Here is a 19,462-nt window from a genome sequence, read left to right as displayed (position 1 = left end):
TTTGCACATACAAAATTGTAAAAACACTGAAATTAAACCTTTTTCCACAATTCATATATTTTTTTTATTAACTTTTCAACTATTGATTTTATTAAATTCATTAAAAGTTTTCCACTTTAAACAATTTTATGTAGAAAAAAGATTGAAAGTATGATAATATTATGTGGATAAACAAAACCCCGCTAAAATAAATTGTGTAAAACTCTTTTTTTTATACAAACTTTACACAAATAAAATATAGAACAACACCAATAAACACACTCATTTTAACATTTCCACATCCCCTACTACTACTACTACTATATATTTATATTAATTAATAAATAATTGAAAAACGTGTAAAACATATAAAATTAAATAAAATAAGTTCTAAAATACTTTTTTCACATTACAAAATACTTTTTTCACGATATAAACTAAATCCTTTAAAAAAGTTGTGCTTCATTCTGATAAAATATAAATATTTTTCTAAATTTTTAGTTTCTAAAAAATTTTGCATTGGAAAATCACATACTTGAATAAATAGAATACTTGCTTTTTCTGAATAAATTTTATACTTTTCTAGTATAAAATAAAACAGCTAATTATATATATTTTTTATTTTTTTATTTATTATGTTGACAAATTTCAGTATTTTTAATAAAATAGATAACTGATTAAGAGAAATATATTAGGAGGTGAAAATTTTGAAAAGAACATTCCAACCAAATGTAAGAAAAAGAAAAAAAGACCATGGTTTTAGATTAAGAATGAAAACTAAATCAGGTAGAGATGTCTTAAAAAGAAGAAGAGCAAAAGGAAGACATAAATTATCAGCATAAAACCCGGTGTTATAATCACCGGGTTTTTAAAAAATAAAAAAGGCTTAATAGTTTAAGCTATTTTTAAGGAGATATAACTAAATGATTCATTTAATTAATATAAAACAATTTACTAAAGTATATAATGATGGAGTTAAATTTTTTTCTAAAAATTTTCTTATATACTTTTATAGAAATGATTATAATGAAAATAGATTGGGGTTTGTTACAAGTAAAAAAGTTGGAAATGCAGTAAAAAGAAATAGAATTAGAAGATTATTTAGAGAAACTTATAGATTAAATGAAAATATTTTTCCAAAAGGATATGATATTGTATTTATTGCCAAAAGAAATTTTGGAAGAGATATTAAAACTGTAAATTATAATATTCTTTCTAAAGAAGTTATAAAACTATTAAAGAGGGTGGATATAAAATGATAAAAAAGATTTTACTATTTTTTATATTTATATATCAAAAATTAATTTCACCATTAAAACCTAAAACTTGTAGATTTTATCCTACTTGTTCTAGTTATGCAAAAGAAGCAATAACTATACATGGAAGTTTAAAAGGGAGTTTATTGTCAGTAAAAAGAATTAGTAAATGTCATCCGTTTAATCCAGGAGGATATGATCCGGTTCCAAAAAAAGAGGAGGTTAAATGAATTTTATACAATCAATTGTAGCAACTGTTATTAAATATTTATATGGAATTTTAGGAAATTGGGGACTAGCAATTATTGGAGTTACACTATTAATAAAAATAATACTTTTTCCATTAACACTAAAGCAAGATAAATCAATGAAAGGAATGAAAAAAATTCAACCTGAAGTTGATAAAATTAGAGAAAAATATAAAGATAATCCACAGGAATTAAATGTAAAAGTTATGGAATTATATAAAGAACATAAAGTAAATCCTTTAGGTGGATGTTTACCTGTTGTTTTACAATTACCTATTTTATGGGGTTTATTTGGAGTTCTAAGAAAAACAGGAGCAGATGCTCTTATCCCTGCAAACACACATTTTTTAATATGGAATCTTACGGCAAATGACCCAACTTATATATTACCAATACTAAATGGTATAGTTGCTTTTTTACAACAAAAAGTAATGGGACAAGGTGGGACAGGTAATAAACAAATGCAAATGATGACATATACAATGCCTATTTTCATGGTGTTTATATCAATGAGTATGCCTTCTGGACTTCAAATTTATTGGGTAACATCAAGTTTAATAAGTTTTTTGCAACAATATTACATTATGAAAAAGGAGTGAAAATAAGTTGGAAATATTTGAAAAAATTAAAGCAAACTCAAAAGAAGAAGCTATTAAAATATTTAAAGAAGAAAAAAAAGATAGTGATATTGTAAAAATAGAAGAATTAGAAGCTCCAAAAAGTTTTTTAGGATTATTTCCTAAAAAAGGAGAATTTAAAATATTTTATAAAGTTTTAAAAAATGAAATAGAAGCTAAAACAAAAAAACTGTTAGAATTAATGGGGTTAGATTTAGAAGTAAAAACTGAAAGAGTTGATGCTAGGAAATATAATATATTTTTAAGCGGAAAAGATAATGGAATTATTATTGGTAAAAAAGGGAAAACTTTAAATAGTTTTGAAAAATTGTTAAATAATCTATTTTTTGGTAATAGAATATATGTTGATGTAGAGGAATTTAAGAAAAAAAGAGAAGAAACGTTGATTACTCTTTCTCATAAACTTGCTAAAAAAGTTATAGCAACACAAAAAGCAGTAAAATTAAATCCAATGCCACCTTTAGAAAGAAAAATTATTCATAAAATTGCAAATGAATATGAAGAATTGGAGACACATAGTGAGGGAAGAGATCCCAAAAGATATGTTATTATAAAATTGAAAAAAACAGATGATTAAAATGTTTGAAACAATTGCTGCAATTTCAACACCTATTGGAGAAGGTGGAATAGGTATAGTTAGAATTTCAGGAGATGAATCTTTTGATATTTTGGAAAAAATATTTAAGCCAAAATCAAAAAAAAATGTAAAAGATTTAAAACACAATAGTGTGAATTATGGACATATATATGATGAAAATGAAATAGTTGATGAAGTTTTAGTTATGGTAATGAAAGCACCTAAAAGTTATACAAAAGAAGATGTTATTGAGATAAATTGTCATGGTGGTTATTTAATAACAGAAAAAATCTTAGAAATAGTTTTGAAAAATGGAGCAAAATTAGCTGATGCTGGAGAATTTACTAGAAGAGCATTTTTAAATGGAAGAATTGATCTAACTCAAGCCGAAGCAGTTATTGACTTAATAAAATCAAAATCTGAAAAAAATTTAACTCTTTCTGTAGAACAATTAAGGGGAGACTTAAAAGAAAAAGTAGGAGAACTAAAGAAAAAATTATTGGATGTAGCAGCTCATGTAAATGTGGTAATAGATTATCCTGAAGAAGGGATAGATGAGCCATTACCAAAAGAACTTTGGGGAAATTTAGAAGAAGTTCATAGTGAATGTGATATTTTAATAAAAAGTTATGACAAAGGAAAAAAGATAAAAGAGGGAATAAAAACTTCAATTATTGGAAGACCTAATGTAGGAAAATCAAGTATTTTGAACTCTTTATTAAAAGAAGAAAGAGCTATTGTTACACATATACCAGGAACTACAAGGGATTCTATTGAAGAAATTATAAATATAAATGGAATATCATTAATATTAGTAGATACAGCAGGAATAAGAAAAACAGAAGATATTGTTGAAAATATTGGTGTAGAAAAAAGTAAAACTAAGATAAAAGAGTCAGACTTGGTATTGTTTGTATTGGATAATTCTGAAGAGTTGACAAAAGAAGATTATGATATATATAAATATATTGATGATAAAAAATGTTTAGGAATTATAAATAAAATAGATAAATCTAAAAAAATAGATATATCTAAGCTTGATAAAATAAATAATTGGATAGAAATATCTGCTATAAATGGTTTAAATATAGATAAATTGGAAGAAAGCATATATAAATTTATTTTAGAAGATGATATAAAAAATAGTTCGGAAAAACTAATTTTAACAAATATTAGACATAAATCATCACTTGAAAAAGTAAAAGATAGTATAGATAATATTTTTAATACATTAAATATGGAAATGCCTATGGATTTAATTGCTATTGATTTAAGAGAAGCATTAGATTCATTAAGTGAAATAACTGGCGAAATTTCATCAGAAGATCTTTTAGATCATGTATTTAAAAATTTTTGTGTAGGAAAATAAAGAGCCTGTTATTTAGGAATGGCTTACAAATTAATTATAAATAGGAATAGCTTAAAAACAGCGTTCTTAATTGTGATTAATTTGTAAAATATTCTTAAACAGGCTTTTTATTGTTTCACGTGAAACAATGTTATGTCTGGTAGGGGCAATTCATGAATTGCCCTTACAGGTGCTATTATTAAATAATATACACTGTAGGGGCGAACCTATGTGTTTGCCCAGATTCTAAATTAAAAGCAGAATAAAATAAAAGCATAAAAACGATTGTGAGATTAATTTTATAATTTCCAAATAAAAATATAAAAAGCAGGGTGAATATGTAAGTTTACCCCTACGGAAAATTATTAAAAATAATAATAATTAAACAAAAAATATAATGGAGGAAAAATGATAAATAGTTATGATATTATTGTAATAGGTGCAGGTCATGCTGGAGTAGAAGCAGCATTAGCAGCAGCTAGATTAGGAAAAAAAACAGCTATATTTACAATATATTTAGATAGTATTTCTATGATGTCTTGTAATCCTGCTATAGGTGGACCTGGAAAAAGCCATTTAATATCAGAAGTTGATATTTTAGGTGGAGAGATAGGAAAACATACAGATAAATATAATATTCAATTAAAATATTTAAATAGTACAAAAGGAGTGGCAGCAAGAGTAACAAGAGCACAAGCTGATAAATATTGGTATAGAGTAAAAATGAAAGAAGTTTTAGAAAACACAGAAAATTTAGAAGTAATACAAGAAGTTATTGATGAAATATTAGTAAAAAATGGAAAAATTGTAGGTGTTAAAAGTTCATTAGGAATAGAATATAAATCAAAAGCTGTAGTCTTAGCAACTGGAACATTTTTAAAAGGAAGAGTTGTAATTGGAGATATAAAATATAATTCTGGAAGACAAGGAGAACAATCATCTGAAAAATTGTCAGATAGCTTAATTAAAAATGGAATAAAAATAGAGAGATTTCAAACTGCAACTCCACCTAGAATTGATAAAAGAACTATTGATTTTGAAAAAGTAACAGAATTAAAAGGTGAAGATAATCCAGTTTATTTTTCAATATTTACAAAAAAAGAGCATAATTTAAATATTCCAACTTGGCTTACTTATACAACTAAAGAAACTATAAAAGTGACTAATGAACTATTAAAATTTTCCCCAATTGTAACAGGAATGATAGATACAAAAGGACCTAGACATTGTCCATCTATTGATCGTAAAGTTTTAAATTTTCCAGAAAAAGAAAATCATCAAGTATTTTTAGAACAAGAGAGTGTAGAGACAAATGAGATATATGTAAATGGAATGACTACATCAATGCCACCTTTTGCACAAGAAAAAATGTTAAAGACATTACCAGGTTTGGAAAATGTAAAAATAATGAGATATGGATATGGAATAGAATATGATTATATTCCACCATTTCAATTATATCCAAATTATGAAAATAAAATAGTAAAAAATTTATTTTTAGCAGGACAGATAAATGGAACTTCTGGATATGAAGAAGCAGCAGCTCAAGGATTTATGGCTGGAGTGAATGCTGTTAGGAAAATAGAAAATAAAGAACCAATAATAATAAGAAGAGATGAGGGGTATATAGGTGTACTAACTGATGATTTGATAAATAAAGAGTTGTTAGAACCTTATAGAGTTTTACCTTCAAGAGCAGAGTATAGATTGATTTTAAGGCAGGATAATAGTTTTATTAGAATGTTAGAAAAATCAAAAGAGATAGGGATACTAAAAAAAGAACAAATAGAACATTTTGAAGAATTAAAGGAAGCAATTAATGTAGAAATAAATAGATTGAAAAATCTGAAAGTTTATCCTGGATTAGAAAATAATTTAGTGTTAGAAGGTATGGGAGAAAAGCCTATAAAAAAAGCTATTACAGCAGCAGAATTATTAAAAAGAAATAGATTTAGTTATAATGACCTGAAATATTTTGTAGATATAAGAGAATATCCTAAAAAGGTTATAGAACAAGTAGAAATAGAGATAAAATATGAAGATTTTATAGAAAGAGAAGAAAAACAGATAAAAAGATTTAAAAAATTGGAAAATGTTAAAATTCCTAAAAATTTTAATTATAGTAATGTGAATGGTTTGTCGAATATAGCAGTAGATGCTTTAAATAAAACAAAACCTTTTTCTGTAGGACAAGCAAGTAGAATATCTGGAGTTTCGCCTGGAGATATAGCTATAATTTTATCGCATATAAAATAATTTGAATATTTATTATGTCTATGTAGAGTCGATGTCATCAAGCTAAGAAAAAAGGCCATGTTTTCTTATAATTTGCCAAAAAGCACCCTCTCAGTCACTAGCGTGACAGCTCTCCCAGAGGGAGAGCCAAAAAGCCTCTCCTTTTAGGAGAGGTGGCAGCGGAGCTGACGGAGAGGTATGATTTAGTTTTCTCCTTAACTTGATAGCATTGGAGAAAACCCCGCTCTTATCATTTTGATTTTATATAAACATAGGCAGTTATTCCGAAAAAAATAATATAGTACTGAATAGACGGCGATTTATCGTGTCTTTAAAAAATATATACAATAAGAAATGAAATTTTTTTTATTTTCATCAAACTTTATTTAGGAGTGAAAAATGAATTTTGAAATAAATCTAACAGATGAAGAGATATATAGAGGAGCAGTTCCTTTTTATTTAAAAAATGAAAAAAGGGCTATATATATATCATCTACAATAAAAAATAGAGATGATTTTTATTTTGTATTAAAAGATATTTTTAAAGGTAAAGTTTTAAAGTTAGATATGAAATATAATAATAAAAAAGAAAAAGAGATAAATAATCAGCAACTATTAAAATTAATTAATAGTAAAAAAAAGTTTATTGTATTTTTAGATATAAATCAAGCGTTAGACTCTTTTTATAAAAATTACAGATCATTAAAATTAGAAATTGAAAAAGAGTATAGTTTGAAAAAAATATTGAATTTATTAGAAGAAAATGGTTATGTTAAAAATTATCTAATAGAAAAACATGGAGAATATAGTTTAAGAGGAGATATATTAGATATATTTTTATTTAAAGAAGATAATCCCATTAGAATTGAATTTTTTGGAGATAATATAGAGAGTATTAGATATTTCGATATTAACACTCAAAAGTCTATAAAAAATATAAAAAAAATAGAAATATTTTTTGATTTAGATAGAGAAAATGAGTATGGTTTATTAGATTTAATAGATAAAAAAAATGTTAAATTATATTTAGAAAATGCAGATTTAATAAATTATAGAGTTGAAGAAAAGATTTTGTTAGAAAGAGAAAATGAAGATAAAATTAGAGAGAAATTAGAAGAACTTTATAATAATTCTGATAAAATTAATTTGAAAAGTTTTAAAAATAGTGAGATTAATCAATATAAAGATTATGATAAAGTAATGGAAATATCTAAAGATAAAAAAGTAACTATTTTAACAGAAGAAGACAAAAGATTAAAAGAGATATTTAAAAAACATAAAAGTATAAAAATTATAGAATATCCATATTTTGAAGGATTTGAATTAGAAAAAGAGATTATATTAACAGATAGAGAATTAAAAGGAATTAAAGTAAGAAGAGTTGAAAAAAGAAAAGAAGGAGTTAGATTTACAGATATAAATCAATTAAAAAAAGATGATTATTTAATACATTCTATGTATGGTGTAGGAATATATTTGGGAATAGAAAGCATAAATAATAAAGATTATGTAAAAATAAAATATGCTGATGAAGATAAACTATATGTACCAGTAGAGCATATAGAGAGAATAGAAAAATTCATAACAGAACCTGGGAAAGTACCTGAAATATATAAATTAGGAAAAAAAGGATTTAATAAAAAAAGAGAAAAATTAAAAAAAGAGATAATAGAATTTGCAAAAGATCTGATAACAATACAAGCGAAAAGAGAAGCAAGTATAGGTTATAGTTTTTCGAAAGATACTATTTGGCAAGAGGAGTTTGAAGAAGCATTTCCATATGTAGAAACAGAAGGTCAGCTAAAAGCCATAGAGGATATTAAAGCCGATATGGAGAGCAGTAAGAGTATGGATAGGGTTGTTTGTGGTGATGTAGGATATGGGAAAACAGAAGTAGCAATGAGAGCTATTTTTAAATGTGTAATGGATGGAAAGCAAGTAGCGATGTTGGCTCCAACTACTGTTTTAGTTCATCAGCATTATGAAAGATTTAAAGAAAGATATAAAAATTTTCCAGTAGAGATAGAGATGTTATCGAGATTAGAAAAAACTAAAGAACAAAAAGAGATATTAAAAAAACTAAAAGATGGAAAAATAGATATAATCATAGGGACACATAGATTAATACAAAATGATGTTAAATTTTCAGATTTAGGAGTTTTAGTAATAGATGAAGAACAAAAATTTGGGGTTAGAGTAAAAGAAAAATTAAAAAAATATAAATCGAATATAGATGTATTAACTTTGACAGCTACTCCAATTCCAAGAACTTTAAATTTATCACTTATGGGAATAAAAGATATTTCAGTAATAGAAACTCCACCAGAAAATAGAATTCCAATAGACACTATTTTTATAGATAAAAAGAGAGATTTAATAAGAGATTCTGTATTAAAAGAGATTGCAAGAGATGGACAGGTTTTTTATGTGTATAATAGAGTAAAAGATATGAAAGAAAAAGTAACTGAATTGGAAAAAATATTACCTAAATATGTAAAGATAGATTATATTAATGGACAAATGGAACCCAAAGATATACGAGATAAAATAGAAAAATTTGAGAATGAAGAATTTAATATTCTTGTAACTACAACTATTATAGAAAATGGAATAGATATAGAAAATGCAAATACTATAATAATAGAAAATTATGATAGACTAGGATTATCTCAAATATATCAATTGAGAGGAAGAGTAGGAAGAGGAAGTAGAAAAGCATTTTGTTATTTGTTAAAAGATGAAAATAGGAAATCTACTAAAAAAGGGGAAAAGAAAATTTTAAGTTTAAATGAATTAGAAGATTTTGGTTCAGGATTAAAATTGTCTATGGAAGATATGAAAATAAGAGGTTCTGGAGAGATAATAGGAGAGAAACAACATGGAATAATGGAATTTTTAGGATATGATATGTATCTTAAAATGTTGGAATATGAGATGAAAAGAATTAAAAACGAAGATATTATACCAATTGAGAAGGTGACGTTAGAAATAAAAGAAAATGGATATATTCCTGAAAATTATATAAAAGAAGAAGAAAAGTATAGAGTATATAAAAGAATGATAAGAGTAAATAGTATAAAAGAATTAAAAGAACTTAAAAATGAGATAATAGATAGATTTGGAAAAATGCCAATAGAAGTAGAAAATCTATTTGATTATTTTGAAATAAAAATTTTATGTGCTTTAAAAAACATAATTAGCATAAAAGAATTAAAAAATGGATTTTATTTAGAGGTTGATAAAAATAAAATTGATTTAGACAAATTAGATGTGCTATTATTAGATAACAAAGTAAAATATTTACAAAAAGAAGAAAAACTTTTTTTAAGTAAAGAAAATAATTTAAAAGAGGTTTTACATCAATTATAAAATAAGGAGAGTGGAAAGATGAAAAAAGTAGTAGTAAGTATGTTAATATTAGCAGCATTAGTAGGAGGATGTAATAATCCTACGGCAAACGCCACAAAATCAAAAAAAGCAGGAAATGCAGTTAATGTAAAAAAAGACAATTCAAAAGTTTTGAAAAAAATTGGAAATGATGTAATAACAGAAAATGATTTAAAAGCTGAAATGGATAGTATTCCAGCCCAATACAAAGCTTATTATGATAATGAAAAAGGAAGACAACAAATATTAGATAGATTAGTTGAAGAAAAAATATTAAAAGATGTTGCAATAAAACAAGGATTAGAAAATGATCCAGAATTTGTAGCAGATTTAGAAAAACAAAAAGGTAGATTACTTGCAAGTTATGCAGTAAAAAGAAATGTTTTGGATAAAGTAAAAGCTACAGATGCAGAATTAAAAAAAGAGTATGAAAAAAACAAAGAAAAATATAAACAAGAAGGACAAGTAAAAGCAAGACATATATTAATAAAAACAACTTCAAAAATGACAAAAGATGAATTAGCAAAAGCCAAAGCAAAAGCTGAAAAAATATTAAAAGAAGCATTAGCAGGAAAAACAGATTTTGCAGAATTAGCAAAAAAATATTCTGAAGGACCATCTGGTAAAACTGGTGGAGAATTAGGTTGGTTTACAAAGAAAAAAATGGTAAAATCATTTGCAGATGCTGCATTTAAAGGAGAAAAAGGTAAAGTTTATCCTGAATTAGTAAAATCACAATTTGGATATCATATAATTCAAGTAGAAGATAAAAAAGCTGAAGGATATAAACCATTTGAAGAAGTGAAAAAATCTTTAGAAGATAAAGTTTCTAATGATATGAGAAGAACAGAATATACTAAATGGATAGATAATTTGAAAAAAGAATATTTAGGAGTTAAAAAAGATGAAAAAACTGCAAAGAGTTCACAAACTAAAACAAAAAAATAATAAAAGTTTTGAAACTTTAATAGAGATAATGGAAATATTAAGAGGTCCTGGGGTTTGTCCCTGGGACCAGGAACAAACTATTGAGAGCTTGAAGCCATATCTTATAGAAGAGACATATGAAGTGTTAGAAGCTATGTCAGAAGAGGACCATAAGCTAAAAGATGAGCTTGGGGATCTATTATTACAAATAGTATTTCAATCGCAAATAAAAAAAGAGATTAATAGTTTTGATGTATATGATGTGATAGAGGCTATTAATGAAAAATTAATAAGAAGACATCCACATATATTTGGAAATGTAAAAGTAAAAGATTCAGAAGAAGTTTTGGTGAATTGGGATAGAATAAAAAAAGAGGAAAAATCTCATAAAAATAGAAAATCTGCACTTGATGGAATTCCAAAAAATTTACCTTCAATATTAAAAGCATATAAAATTCAACATAAAGCAGCAAAAGTAGGATTTGATTGGGAAAATTTAGAAGGTGCACTTGAAAAAATGGATGAAGAGATAGAAGAATTAAAAGTAGAGCATAAAAATCAGGATAAAGAAAAATTTGAAAATGAGTTAGGAGATGTAATGTTTAGTCTAATAAATGTAGCAAGATTGGCTAAAATAGATCCTGATGAAGCTTTGAGAAAAACAATAAAAAAATTCACAAAAAGGTTTAGATATATAGAAGATAATACAGATATAGAAAAGGCTGATTTAGAAGCTATGGAAAAATTGTGGGAGGAAGCAAAAAGTGAGATTGGATAAATTTTTAAAAATTTCAAGAATAATAAAAAGAAGAACTGTAGCAAAAAATGTAGCTGAAAATGAAAAAATTATGATAAACGGAAAAGTAAAAAAACCATCTACAAAGGTAAAAGTGGGAGATATTATAGAAGTTAGTTATTATGATAAAATTATAAAATTTAAAATATTAGAAGTGCCAACAAGAAATGTAGGAAAAAAAGATGCAGATAAATTAATAGAGATAATAATTGATCCACGAAAAGGATAATAAAAAAAAATCATTATATAGAATATATTGATTTTTTTTTTTTATTATGATACTATAATTAATGAAAGGGTGTACTTGTGAATGGGGACAGTTTCAGTTGAAAGTAATGCTAAAATAAATATAGGATTAAATGTTTTGGAGAAATTGGAGAATGGTTATCACAGATTAGAGATGATAATGGTTCCAATAAATTTATATGATAGATTAGAAATTAAATTTAGCGGTGAGCTAGGTGAACTTATAATAAGTTCTAATAAAAAAGATATTCCTACTGGAAAAGAAAATATAATTTATAAAATATACAATGAATTTTATAAGAAAATAGGGATAAAAAAAGAAAAGATAGAAGTTAATTTAATAAAAAATATTCCATCACAAGCAGGTCTTGGGGGTGGAAGTAGTGATGGTGCATTTTTTTTAAAAGAGTTAAATTGTTATTATAAAAATATATTAAAAGAGGAAGAATTATTAGAAATAGGATTGAAAATAGGGGCAGATATACCTTTTTTCATAATAAATAAACCAGCATTAGTAAAAGGAATTGGAGAAAAAATAGAAGTTATAAATATAATTAAAAATTTTGATATTATTTTAATAAAACCTGATTTTGGAGTAAGTACAAAATTAGCATATGAAAATGTGTTAGAGCAAGATAATATGAAAATATCAAATATAAAAAAAATAATAAAAGGGTTAAAAAATGATAATTTAAAATTAATAGTAGATAACATAGAAAATAATTTACAACAAAATATGTATAAAAAATCTAAAGATATAAGAGATTTTGAAAAAAAATTAAAAGATATATTAGATGTGAGATTTAATATGTCTGGAAGTGGAAGCTGTTATTATATTTTGGCTAGAAAAGATAAAAGTAAAAATATAGAATTAAAATTAAAAAAAGAGTTTCCATCTTATTTTATAAATATTAATGAAATAATATAAAAAAAACGGTTTACAAAAATTACTGAGGAATGGCTTAAAAAATATTTGTTGATTTTATATTATAAAGATGCGATTTTATAGTAGTTTTGATATAAAATTAGAGCAAGTTGTTTTTTTAAACGTTCCCAAAAGGAGGAGTATACAAAATGAACATTACTGATGTAAGAGTAAGAATTTCTAGAGCAGAAGAAGAGGTGAAATTAAAAGCATATGCTGATGTAACTTTTGAAGATGCATTCGTAATTCATGGTTTAAAGGTTATTGAAGGTAAAAATGGATTATTTGTAGCAATGCCATCAAGAAGGATGCCAAATGGAGAATTTAAAGATATTGCACATCCAATAAAAACAGATGTAAGAACATCAATAAACGAAATAGTTGTAAAAAAATATCAAGATTTAGTAAATGTAGATGTAATAGCAGAAGCTTAGAAAAAAGTTTTTTAAAAAAACTCTTGACAAAACATAAGAAAAATAGTAGAATAATTCTCGCGCAATTAGCAATTGTTGGGCTGTCGCCAAGCGGTAAGGCACGAGACTTTGACTCTCGCATGCGCTGGTTCGAATCCAGCCAGCCCAGCCATTTAAAAAAAATAAAGTAATTTAAAAGCTGAATATAATATATTCAGCTTTTTTTAATATATTTTTATTTATTTAATGTAAAAGTATAAATTTATTTAGAAAAAAGTTTTTTTGTTATAAAAAAAATATTTAGTAATTTTAAATTAAGAAACAGTTTTAATAAATATACTCATTGGATTAAAAGAATTATAAGGTGAATATTAACACATTCATGGTAGAATTGTTTATTGATAATAACTAATCTTTATGTTATAATTAAAAAAAATGTGAGGTGTGGCATAATGAAATTAAAGATATTTATGATCTTATTTGTAATAATAAATTTGCTTAGCTATGCTAAAGATGATGCACTATATAAAGATGTTAGTAAAGAGCATTGGGCGTATAAAGCAATAGAAAATTTAGTTTACAAAGGAGTTTTAACAGTTGACTCAGATTTTTTTAATGGAGAACAAAAAATAACAAAATATGAATTAGCATATTATTTATCAAAAGTTTTAAATAAATTAGATGATGAAAAAGCAAGTAAAGATGATCTGCTTATAATAGAAAATTTAGTATATGATTTTTCAAAAAATTTAAGTGATTTTGGATTTAACATAAATAAATATACAAATAAAATAAAAGATTTAGAAAAAAAATTAAATTTAAAAACAGAAAATGAAACAAAAAATAGTAAAGAGATAGAAAATCTAAATTTAAAAATAAAAAAAATAGAATCTATGATAAAAACAAATAACTTAAAAAATACAACTTCTGTAAGTTCGAATTCAACAGAAAAACAATTTTTATCTAATAGTAATTATAAATTATCATTAGATTATTATATATCAACCGGTGATATTAATGCAAAAAACTACAATTCAAAATATGATTCAGAATTAAAATTATATGGAAATAATTATGAATTTGTAATGGGAAAAAACAGTATTGATAATAATTTAGTAACAAAATTAAAAATGGATTATGATATTATAGAGAAATTAAAGCTTCAATTTTATACAAAAGGATATGAAAATAAATTATATTCATCATTAGGAAATATTGAATATGATAACTATGATATTACAAATAACGAATTTAATTCATATGGATTAATTTTAAAAAATGATATAAATATATTTAATTTAGAAAAAAATAATAGTGTATTAAAAATTATGGATAAAGTATCTACAAAATATGCAGATATATTTTTAGAGTATATTCCAAACGAAAAAGAGAATAATTTAAAGTATGAACTTTTGGGAAAATTATCATTGATAAAAATATTAGATGATAATTTAAAATTAAAATTAGGATATACAAAAACGAATACTACAGAGACAAACAATATGAAAATATATAATATAATTGCAGAATATTCAAATTTTAAAATTGGATATGAAAGAAAAGATGGGAAAGCACAATTTTATAATAAAATATCTGCTGAAACTTCATATGAAGTTATAAAAAACGGATTTATACATTATAGAATGAATTATTATGATACTATATTAGATACTTTTATAAATCATTATATAATAATAGAAAATAAAATTTATGGAACAAATATTTATATAGGTGTAAATAAAAAATCTATCGATGAAGAAAGTTTTAATATAGATACAATACAAAGTAATACAACATTTGTTTTAGATGATTTTAAAAAAAATCAAGAATCAACTGAAATATATGGTAAGATAAAATATGATTTTTTAAAAAATTTAAATTTTGATATAGGATATAAAAATAAAAAAAGCAATATAGAAAATTATAATGTATTATACTTAAAATTGTTGTATGAATTAAATCAAAATTTCAAAACATACATATTATATATAAAAAGTGATAAAGATTATATAGATAATGAAAAAGATTTTTTCAATAAAGATTATAATTTAAATTTTGATAATGAAGATAAATTTATAAAAAATAATAAAAACGGAGAGATAAGAATAGGGATGAAAATAGAGTTCTAGGGGGAGCTTATGAATATAGAAGATGTTATAAAAATAGGAAATAGAATAGAGATAGAACTTCCTGAAACTAAAAAAGGTCCATATTTAACTAAAATAGAAGATATAGATGAAAAAAATGATGTTCATATAGGATTACCAATAGAAAAAGGACACGTTATTCCATTAAGAGTGGGAGAAATGGTTAGAATAAGTGAAGTGAAAAAAGATGGAGTTTATGGATTTTCAGGAAAAGTGGTAAGAAGATATTTAAAACCTTTTTCAAATTTTGTGTTGCATTATCCTGAGAAGATAGAAAGATTACAAAGAAGAAATTATGTAAGAATAAGAATGAATGTAATTGCTACCTTAAAAAGGAAAAAAGAAAATCCTGAAAATGAGGAAGATAAATTTGAAATAATAAAAGGAGTTTCTAAAAATATAAGTGGTGGTGGAATTTATATTTTAGTTTTAAATAATCTGAAAATGAATGATAAATTTGAAATAGAATTTAAATTACCTAATGGAGTGGAATGTAAAAAAATATTTGGAGCAATAAAACGAAAAGATATTCTTGAAGATGATAGAGGAAAAAGATATGGTTATGGTTTAGAATTTGTTAAGATAAATGAAAAATTAAGAGACAGAATAATTTCATATTTATTTAAAGTTCAAAGAGATAGAAGAAGTAAAGGTATAGAACTTTAAAAAAGTAATTGAAAATAATGGTGTGGAGGAGTATAATGAAGATATTTCCAGCAATTGATATTAGAAATGGAAAATGTGTAAGACTTACACAAGGAGATTATAAGAAAGAAACAATATTTTTTGACAATCCAGTTGAAGTAGCTAAAAGATTTGAAGAAGAAGGTGCTGGATTTATTCATTTAGTGGATTTGGATGGAGCATTAGAAGGAGAATTAAAAAATAGAGAACTGATAAGAGATATTGTGAACAATATAAATATTCCTGTAGAATTAGGAGGAGGAATTAGAGATTTATTCAGAATTGAAGAGTTATTAAAATTAGGAGTAAGTAGAGTTATATTAGGAACTATTGCAATAAAAAAACCTGAAATAGTAAAAGAAGCAGTAGAGAAATTTGGTGCAGAAAAAATAGTTATTGGAATTGATGCAAAAGATGGAAAAGTTGCAATTACTGGTTGGACAGAAATTACAAAAAAAGATTCTATAGAATTTATAAAAGATATGGAAAAATTAGGTGTAAAAACAGTTATATATACTGATATATCAAAAGATGGAATGTTAGAAGGCATAAATTTGGATATAATGAAAAAAATATTAGAAGAAACAAAAATAAATTTAGTAGCATCAGGTGGAGTTGGAACTATTAATGATATTATAGAATTAAATAAATTAGAAAATGAAAAACTTGAAGGTGTAATTGTAGGAAAAGCAATATATGAAAATAGATTAAATTTAAAAGAAGTTATAAAATATTTAGAAATGGCTCAAAAATAAATTTATATAGGGAGGATTTTGTATGAAAAAAATATCTTTAGATTATTCAAATGCATTAGAATTTGTACGTGAAAATGAAATTGAGTTTATGGGATCTCAAGTAAATGCAGCAGAAGAGTTATTAAATTCAAAAAAAGGTCCAGGAAGTGATTTTTTAGGATGGGTAGATTTACCTAAAACATATAATAAAGAAGAGTTTGATAGAATAAAAAAAGCAGCAGAAAAAATAAAATCTAATTCAGATGTACTTTTAGTAATTGGAATTGGTGGTTCATATCTTGGGGCTAGAGCTGCAATAGAAGCTTTAACAGATAGTTTTTATAACAATATGAAAAAAGAAGATAGAAAAACACCAGAAATATATTTTGTAGGAAATAATATAAGCTCTACATATATAAAACATCTTTATAATTTAATAAAAAATAAAGATTTTGCTATAAATATTATCTCTAAATCAGGAACAACTACAGAACCAGCTATAGCTTTTAGAATTTTTAAAGAATTATTAGAAGAAAAGTATGGAAAAGAAAATGCAAAAGATAGAATATTTGCTACAACAGATGCTAAAAAAGGAGCTTTAAAAGAACTTGCTACAGCAGAAGGATATGAAACTTTTGTTGTTCCAGATGATGTTGGTGGAAGATTTTCTGTTTTAACAGCAGTTGGATTATTACCAATAGCAGCAGCAGGGATAGATATAGAACAATTAATGGCTGGTGCAGCTGATGCAATGGAAGATTATAAAGCACCATTTAAAGAAAATGATTGTTATAAATATGCAGCACTTAGAAATATTTTACACAGAAAAGGGAAATTAATAGAAATAATGGTAGATTATGAACCTTCTTTGCATTATATAGCTGAATGGTGGAAACAGCTTAATGGAGAAAGTGAAGGAAAAGATGGAAAAGGAATTTTCCCAGCAGCAGTGGATTTCACAACAGATTTACATTCTATGGGTCAATATATACAAGATGGAAATAGAATATTATTTGAAACAGTATTAAATATTGGAAAACCAGTAGAAGAATTAACTATAAAAGAAACTAAAGATAATTTGGATGGATTAAATTATTTAGCAGGAAAATCAATTGACTATGTTAATAAAAAAGCATTCCAAGGAACAATGTTAGCTCATGTGGATGGAGGAGTTCCTAATTTAGTTATAAATATACCAGAAATAAATGAATATAATTTAGGATATCTATTTTATTTCTTTGAAAAAGCTTGTGCTATAAGTGGTTATTTATTAGGAGTAAATCCTTTTGATCAACCGGGAGTTGAAGCATATAAGAAAAATATGTTTGCATTACTTGGAAAACCAGGTTATGAAGAAGAAAAAGAAAAATTAGAAAAAAGATTATAAAAAAATCATAAAAAATTGTCGGGAATATTAATAATCCCGACAATTTATAATTTACAGTTCAAAATTGTAATAATAGACATATACAGGAGGAGAATACAATGAGATTAAAAAAAGAAAATGGATGGAAAAATATGGCAGAAGAAAAGAAAAAAGAGATATTTGAATTTTCAAATGGATATAAGAAATTTTTAAATGACTCTAAAACAGAAAGAGAATTTGTAAGAAATGGAATAAAAGTTGCAGAAGAGAATGGATTTGTAAATGCAGAAAATGTAGAAAAATTAAAAGCAGGAGATAAAATTTATTATGTAAATAGAGAAAAAAATCTTGTTTTAGTTATTGTAGGAGAAGAGGAAGTAGAAAAAGGTGTTAATTTTGTAGTTTCTCATATTGATTCTCCAAGATTAGATTTAAAACAAAATCCATTATTTGAAGATACAGAATTTGCTTTATTAAGAACACATTATTATGGTGGAGTAAAAAAATATCAATGGGTTTCTATTCCTTTAGCATTACATGGAACAGTAATATTAGAAGATGGTAAAAAAGTAGATTTAGCAATAGGAGAAGATGATAATGATCCTATATTTACAATACCAGATATATTGCCACATCTATCTAAAAATGCACAAGATGATAGAAAAGCTAGAGAAGTTATAAAAGGGGAAGAGTTACAACTTGTAGTTGGTTCAATACCTACATCAATTGAAGATAAAGAGGTAAAAGATAAAGTAAAACAAGCTATTTTAGAAAAATTAAATAGTGATTATGGAATGAAAGAAGAAGATTTTATTTCAGCAGAATTTGAAGTTGTACCAGCATTTAAAGCAAAAGATTTAGGATTTGATAGAAGTATGATAGCTGGATATGGACATGATGATAGAATTTGTGGATATACATCATTAAAAGCTATTTTAGAAATAGAAAAAACTCCAAAACATACAGCAGTATGTTATTTAGCAGATAAAGAGGAGATAGGGTCAACTGGTTCTACTGGATTAGAATCAAGATATCTTGAATTCTTTATGAGTGATATTATGTATAAATTAAAAGATAATTATAATGATTATTTCTTAAGAAAATGTTTATGGAATAGTTATGCATTATCTTCAGATGTAAATGGAGGAATTAATCCAATATTTAAAAGTGTTCATGAAGAACAAAATGCTTCAAAATTAGGATATGGAATTGTAATGACTAAATATACAGGTCATGGAGGAAAAGGTGCTTCTAATGATGCAGATGCAGAATATGTAGGAATGCTTAGAAAAATGTTAAATGATGCAGGAATAAAATGGCAAACAGGAATGTTAGGAAAAATAGATGAAGGTGGAGGAGGAACAGTAGCAAAATATCTTGCACACTTTGGAATACATACAATTGATGCAGGACCAGCTTTACTTGCTATGCATTCACCTTATGAAGTAGCATCAAAATTTGATCTATTTGAGACTTATAGAACATATAAAGTTTTTTATGAGAGATAGGAAAAAGGATGGCGAAAGCCGTCCTTTTTTTAATAGTTGACAATTAGA

General features: G+C 25.0%; 18 protein-coding genes and 1 tRNA gene. All 19 read left to right on the top strand.

Features of this window, described 5'->3' with window-relative positions:
• The first annotated feature begins 686 nt into the window (after positions 1-686).
• The 19 genes from rpmH (at position 687) to RDY08_RS10450 (ending at position 19,414) form a co-directional block, all read left to right on the top strand.
• Positions 687-821, top strand: a complete 135-nt coding sequence (gene rpmH, locus RDY08_RS10540; protein ID WP_307904390.1) for a 50S ribosomal protein L34 — start codon at positions 687-689, stop codon at positions 819-821.
• Positions 822-902: 81 nt separating this feature from the next.
• Positions 903-1,238 carry a ribonuclease P protein component gene (gene rnpA / locus RDY08_RS10535; RefSeq protein ID WP_307904389.1) on the top strand — a complete coding sequence of 112 codons (336 nt, stop codon included), beginning with the start codon at positions 903-905 and terminating at the stop codon, positions 1,236-1,238.
• Positions 1,238-1,465, top strand: a complete 228-nt coding sequence (gene yidD / locus RDY08_RS10530) for a membrane protein insertion efficiency factor YidD (protein WP_372339427.1) — start codon at positions 1,238-1,240, stop codon at positions 1,463-1,465. Before rnpA ends, yidD begins: the two co-directional genes overlap by 1 nt.
• Complete coding sequence (locus tag RDY08_RS10525; protein ID WP_307904387.1) at positions 1,462-2,082, top strand: YidC/Oxa1 family membrane protein insertase; 621 nt, start codon at positions 1,462-1,464, stop codon at positions 2,080-2,082. Before yidD ends, RDY08_RS10525 begins: the two co-directional genes overlap by 4 nt.
• 7 nt (positions 2,083-2,089) lie before the next feature.
• Complete coding sequence (locus tag RDY08_RS10520; protein ID WP_307904386.1) at positions 2,090-2,698, top strand: Jag family protein; 609 nt, start codon at positions 2,090-2,092, stop codon at positions 2,696-2,698.
• Position 2,699: 1 nt separating this feature from the next.
• Positions 2,700-4,067, top strand: a complete 1,368-nt coding sequence (mnmE, locus tag RDY08_RS10515) for a tRNA uridine-5-carboxymethylaminomethyl(34) synthesis GTPase MnmE (RefSeq protein ID WP_307904385.1) — start codon at positions 2,700-2,702, stop codon at positions 4,065-4,067.
• Positions 4,068-4,454: 387 nt separating this feature from the next.
• Positions 4,455-6,302, top strand: a complete 1,848-nt coding sequence (gene mnmG / locus RDY08_RS10510; protein WP_307904384.1) for a tRNA uridine-5-carboxymethylaminomethyl(34) synthesis enzyme MnmG — start codon at positions 4,455-4,457, stop codon at positions 6,300-6,302.
• Between the two features lie 378 nt (positions 6,303-6,680).
• On the top strand, positions 6,681-9,650 hold the full coding sequence (mfd, locus tag RDY08_RS10505) for a transcription-repair coupling factor (protein WP_307904383.1): 2,970 nt from the start codon (positions 6,681-6,683) through the stop codon (positions 9,648-9,650).
• 18 nt (positions 9,651-9,668) lie between these two features.
• Positions 9,669-10,616 (top strand): peptidylprolyl isomerase, encoded by a 948-nt coding sequence (locus RDY08_RS10500; RefSeq protein WP_307904382.1) that lies wholly within the window; start codon positions 9,669-9,671, stop codon positions 10,614-10,616.
• The gene (gene mazG, locus RDY08_RS10495) at positions 10,573-11,373 is read left to right on the top strand and encodes a nucleoside triphosphate pyrophosphohydrolase (protein ID WP_307904381.1); all 801 of its coding nucleotides are present in this window, start codon (positions 10,573-10,575) and stop codon (positions 11,371-11,373) included. Before RDY08_RS10500 ends, mazG begins: the two co-directional genes overlap by 44 nt.
• On the top strand, positions 11,360-11,620 hold the full coding sequence (locus RDY08_RS10490; protein WP_307904380.1) for an RNA-binding S4 domain-containing protein: 261 nt from the start codon (positions 11,360-11,362) through the stop codon (positions 11,618-11,620). Before mazG ends, RDY08_RS10490 begins: the two co-directional genes overlap by 14 nt.
• Positions 11,621-11,701: 81 nt before the next feature.
• On the top strand, positions 11,702-12,565 hold the full coding sequence (gene ispE / locus RDY08_RS10485; RefSeq protein ID WP_307904379.1) for a 4-(cytidine 5'-diphospho)-2-C-methyl-D-erythritol kinase: 864 nt from the start codon (positions 11,702-11,704) through the stop codon (positions 12,563-12,565).
• A gap of 146 nt (positions 12,566-12,711) precedes the next feature.
• A complete protein-coding gene (gene spoVG / locus RDY08_RS10480) occupies positions 12,712-12,996 on the top strand; it encodes a septation regulator SpoVG (RefSeq protein ID WP_307904378.1) in 285 nt (94 codons plus the stop codon).
• Positions 12,997-13,072: 76 nt separating this feature from the next.
• Positions 13,073-13,147: transfer RNA gene (locus RDY08_RS10475), tRNA-Gln, on the top strand.
• 280 nt (positions 13,148-13,427) lie between these two features.
• Positions 13,428-15,104: an S-layer homology domain-containing protein gene (locus tag RDY08_RS10470; protein WP_307904377.1), complete on the top strand. Its 1,677-nt coding sequence runs from the start codon at positions 13,428-13,430 to the stop codon at positions 15,102-15,104.
• 9 nt (positions 15,105-15,113) lie between these two features.
• Positions 15,114-15,788, top strand: coding sequence for a flagellar brake protein (locus RDY08_RS10465; protein ID WP_307904376.1), 675 nt, complete (start codon positions 15,114-15,116; stop codon positions 15,786-15,788).
• Positions 15,789-15,823: 35 nt separating this feature from the next.
• Positions 15,824-16,561, top strand: a complete 738-nt coding sequence (hisA, locus tag RDY08_RS10460; RefSeq protein ID WP_307904375.1) for a 1-(5-phosphoribosyl)-5-[(5-phosphoribosylamino)methylideneamino]imidazole-4-carboxamide isomerase — start codon at positions 15,824-15,826, stop codon at positions 16,559-16,561.
• A gap of 22 nt (positions 16,562-16,583) precedes the next feature.
• Positions 16,584-17,927, top strand: a complete 1,344-nt coding sequence (locus RDY08_RS10455; RefSeq protein WP_307904374.1) for a glucose-6-phosphate isomerase — start codon at positions 16,584-16,586, stop codon at positions 17,925-17,927.
• Positions 17,928-18,025: 98 nt separating this feature from the next.
• On the top strand, positions 18,026-19,414 hold the full coding sequence (locus tag RDY08_RS10450) for an aminopeptidase (protein WP_307904373.1): 1,389 nt from the start codon (positions 18,026-18,028) through the stop codon (positions 19,412-19,414).
• Positions 19,415-19,462: the final 48 nt, after the last annotated feature.

The organism is Haliovirga abyssi, from assembly GCF_030295325.1.
Taxonomy (GTDB): domain Bacteria; phylum Fusobacteriota; class Fusobacteriia; order Fusobacteriales; family Haliovirgaceae; genus Haliovirga; species Haliovirga abyssi.
Note: the sequence above shows the minus strand (reverse complement) of the source record. Positions and strands in the feature narration are given on the sequence as shown.

Bases quoted from the DNA above. Each gene is read 5' to 3' on its own strand.
- rnpA (WP_307904389.1), top strand. From the start codon at position 903: ATGATTCATTTAATTAATATAAAACAATTTACTAAAGTATATAATGAT.
- RDY08_RS10525 (WP_307904387.1), top strand. From the start codon at position 1,462: ATGAATTTTATACAATCAATTGTAGCAACTGTTATTAAATATTTATAT.
- mnmE (WP_307904385.1), top strand. From the start codon at position 2,700: ATGTTTGAAACAATTGCTGCAATTTCAACACCTATTGGAGAAGGTGGA.
- mnmG (WP_307904384.1), top strand. From the start codon at position 4,455: ATGATAAATAGTTATGATATTATTGTAATAGGTGCAGGTCATGCTGGA.
- mfd (WP_307904383.1), top strand. From the start codon at position 6,681: ATGAATTTTGAAATAAATCTAACAGATGAAGAGATATATAGAGGAGCA.
- RDY08_RS10500 (WP_307904382.1), top strand. From the start codon at position 9,669: ATGAAAAAAGTAGTAGTAAGTATGTTAATATTAGCAGCATTAGTAGGA.
- mazG (WP_307904381.1), top strand. From the start codon at position 10,573: ATGAAAAAACTGCAAAGAGTTCACAAACTAAAACAAAAAAATAATAAA.
- ispE (WP_307904379.1), top strand. From the start codon at position 11,702: ATGGGGACAGTTTCAGTTGAAAGTAATGCTAAAATAAATATAGGATTA.
- spoVG (WP_307904378.1), top strand. From the start codon at position 12,712: ATGAACATTACTGATGTAAGAGTAAGAATTTCTAGAGCAGAAGAAGAG.
- RDY08_RS10470 (WP_307904377.1), top strand. From the start codon at position 13,428: ATGAAATTAAAGATATTTATGATCTTATTTGTAATAATAAATTTGCTT.
- RDY08_RS10465 (WP_307904376.1), top strand. From the start codon at position 15,114: ATGAATATAGAAGATGTTATAAAAATAGGAAATAGAATAGAGATAGAA.
- hisA (WP_307904375.1), top strand. From the start codon at position 15,824: ATGAAGATATTTCCAGCAATTGATATTAGAAATGGAAAATGTGTAAGA.
- RDY08_RS10455 (WP_307904374.1), top strand. From the start codon at position 16,584: ATGAAAAAAATATCTTTAGATTATTCAAATGCATTAGAATTTGTACGT.
- RDY08_RS10450 (WP_307904373.1), top strand. From the start codon at position 18,026: ATGAGATTAAAAAAAGAAAATGGATGGAAAAATATGGCAGAAGAAAAG.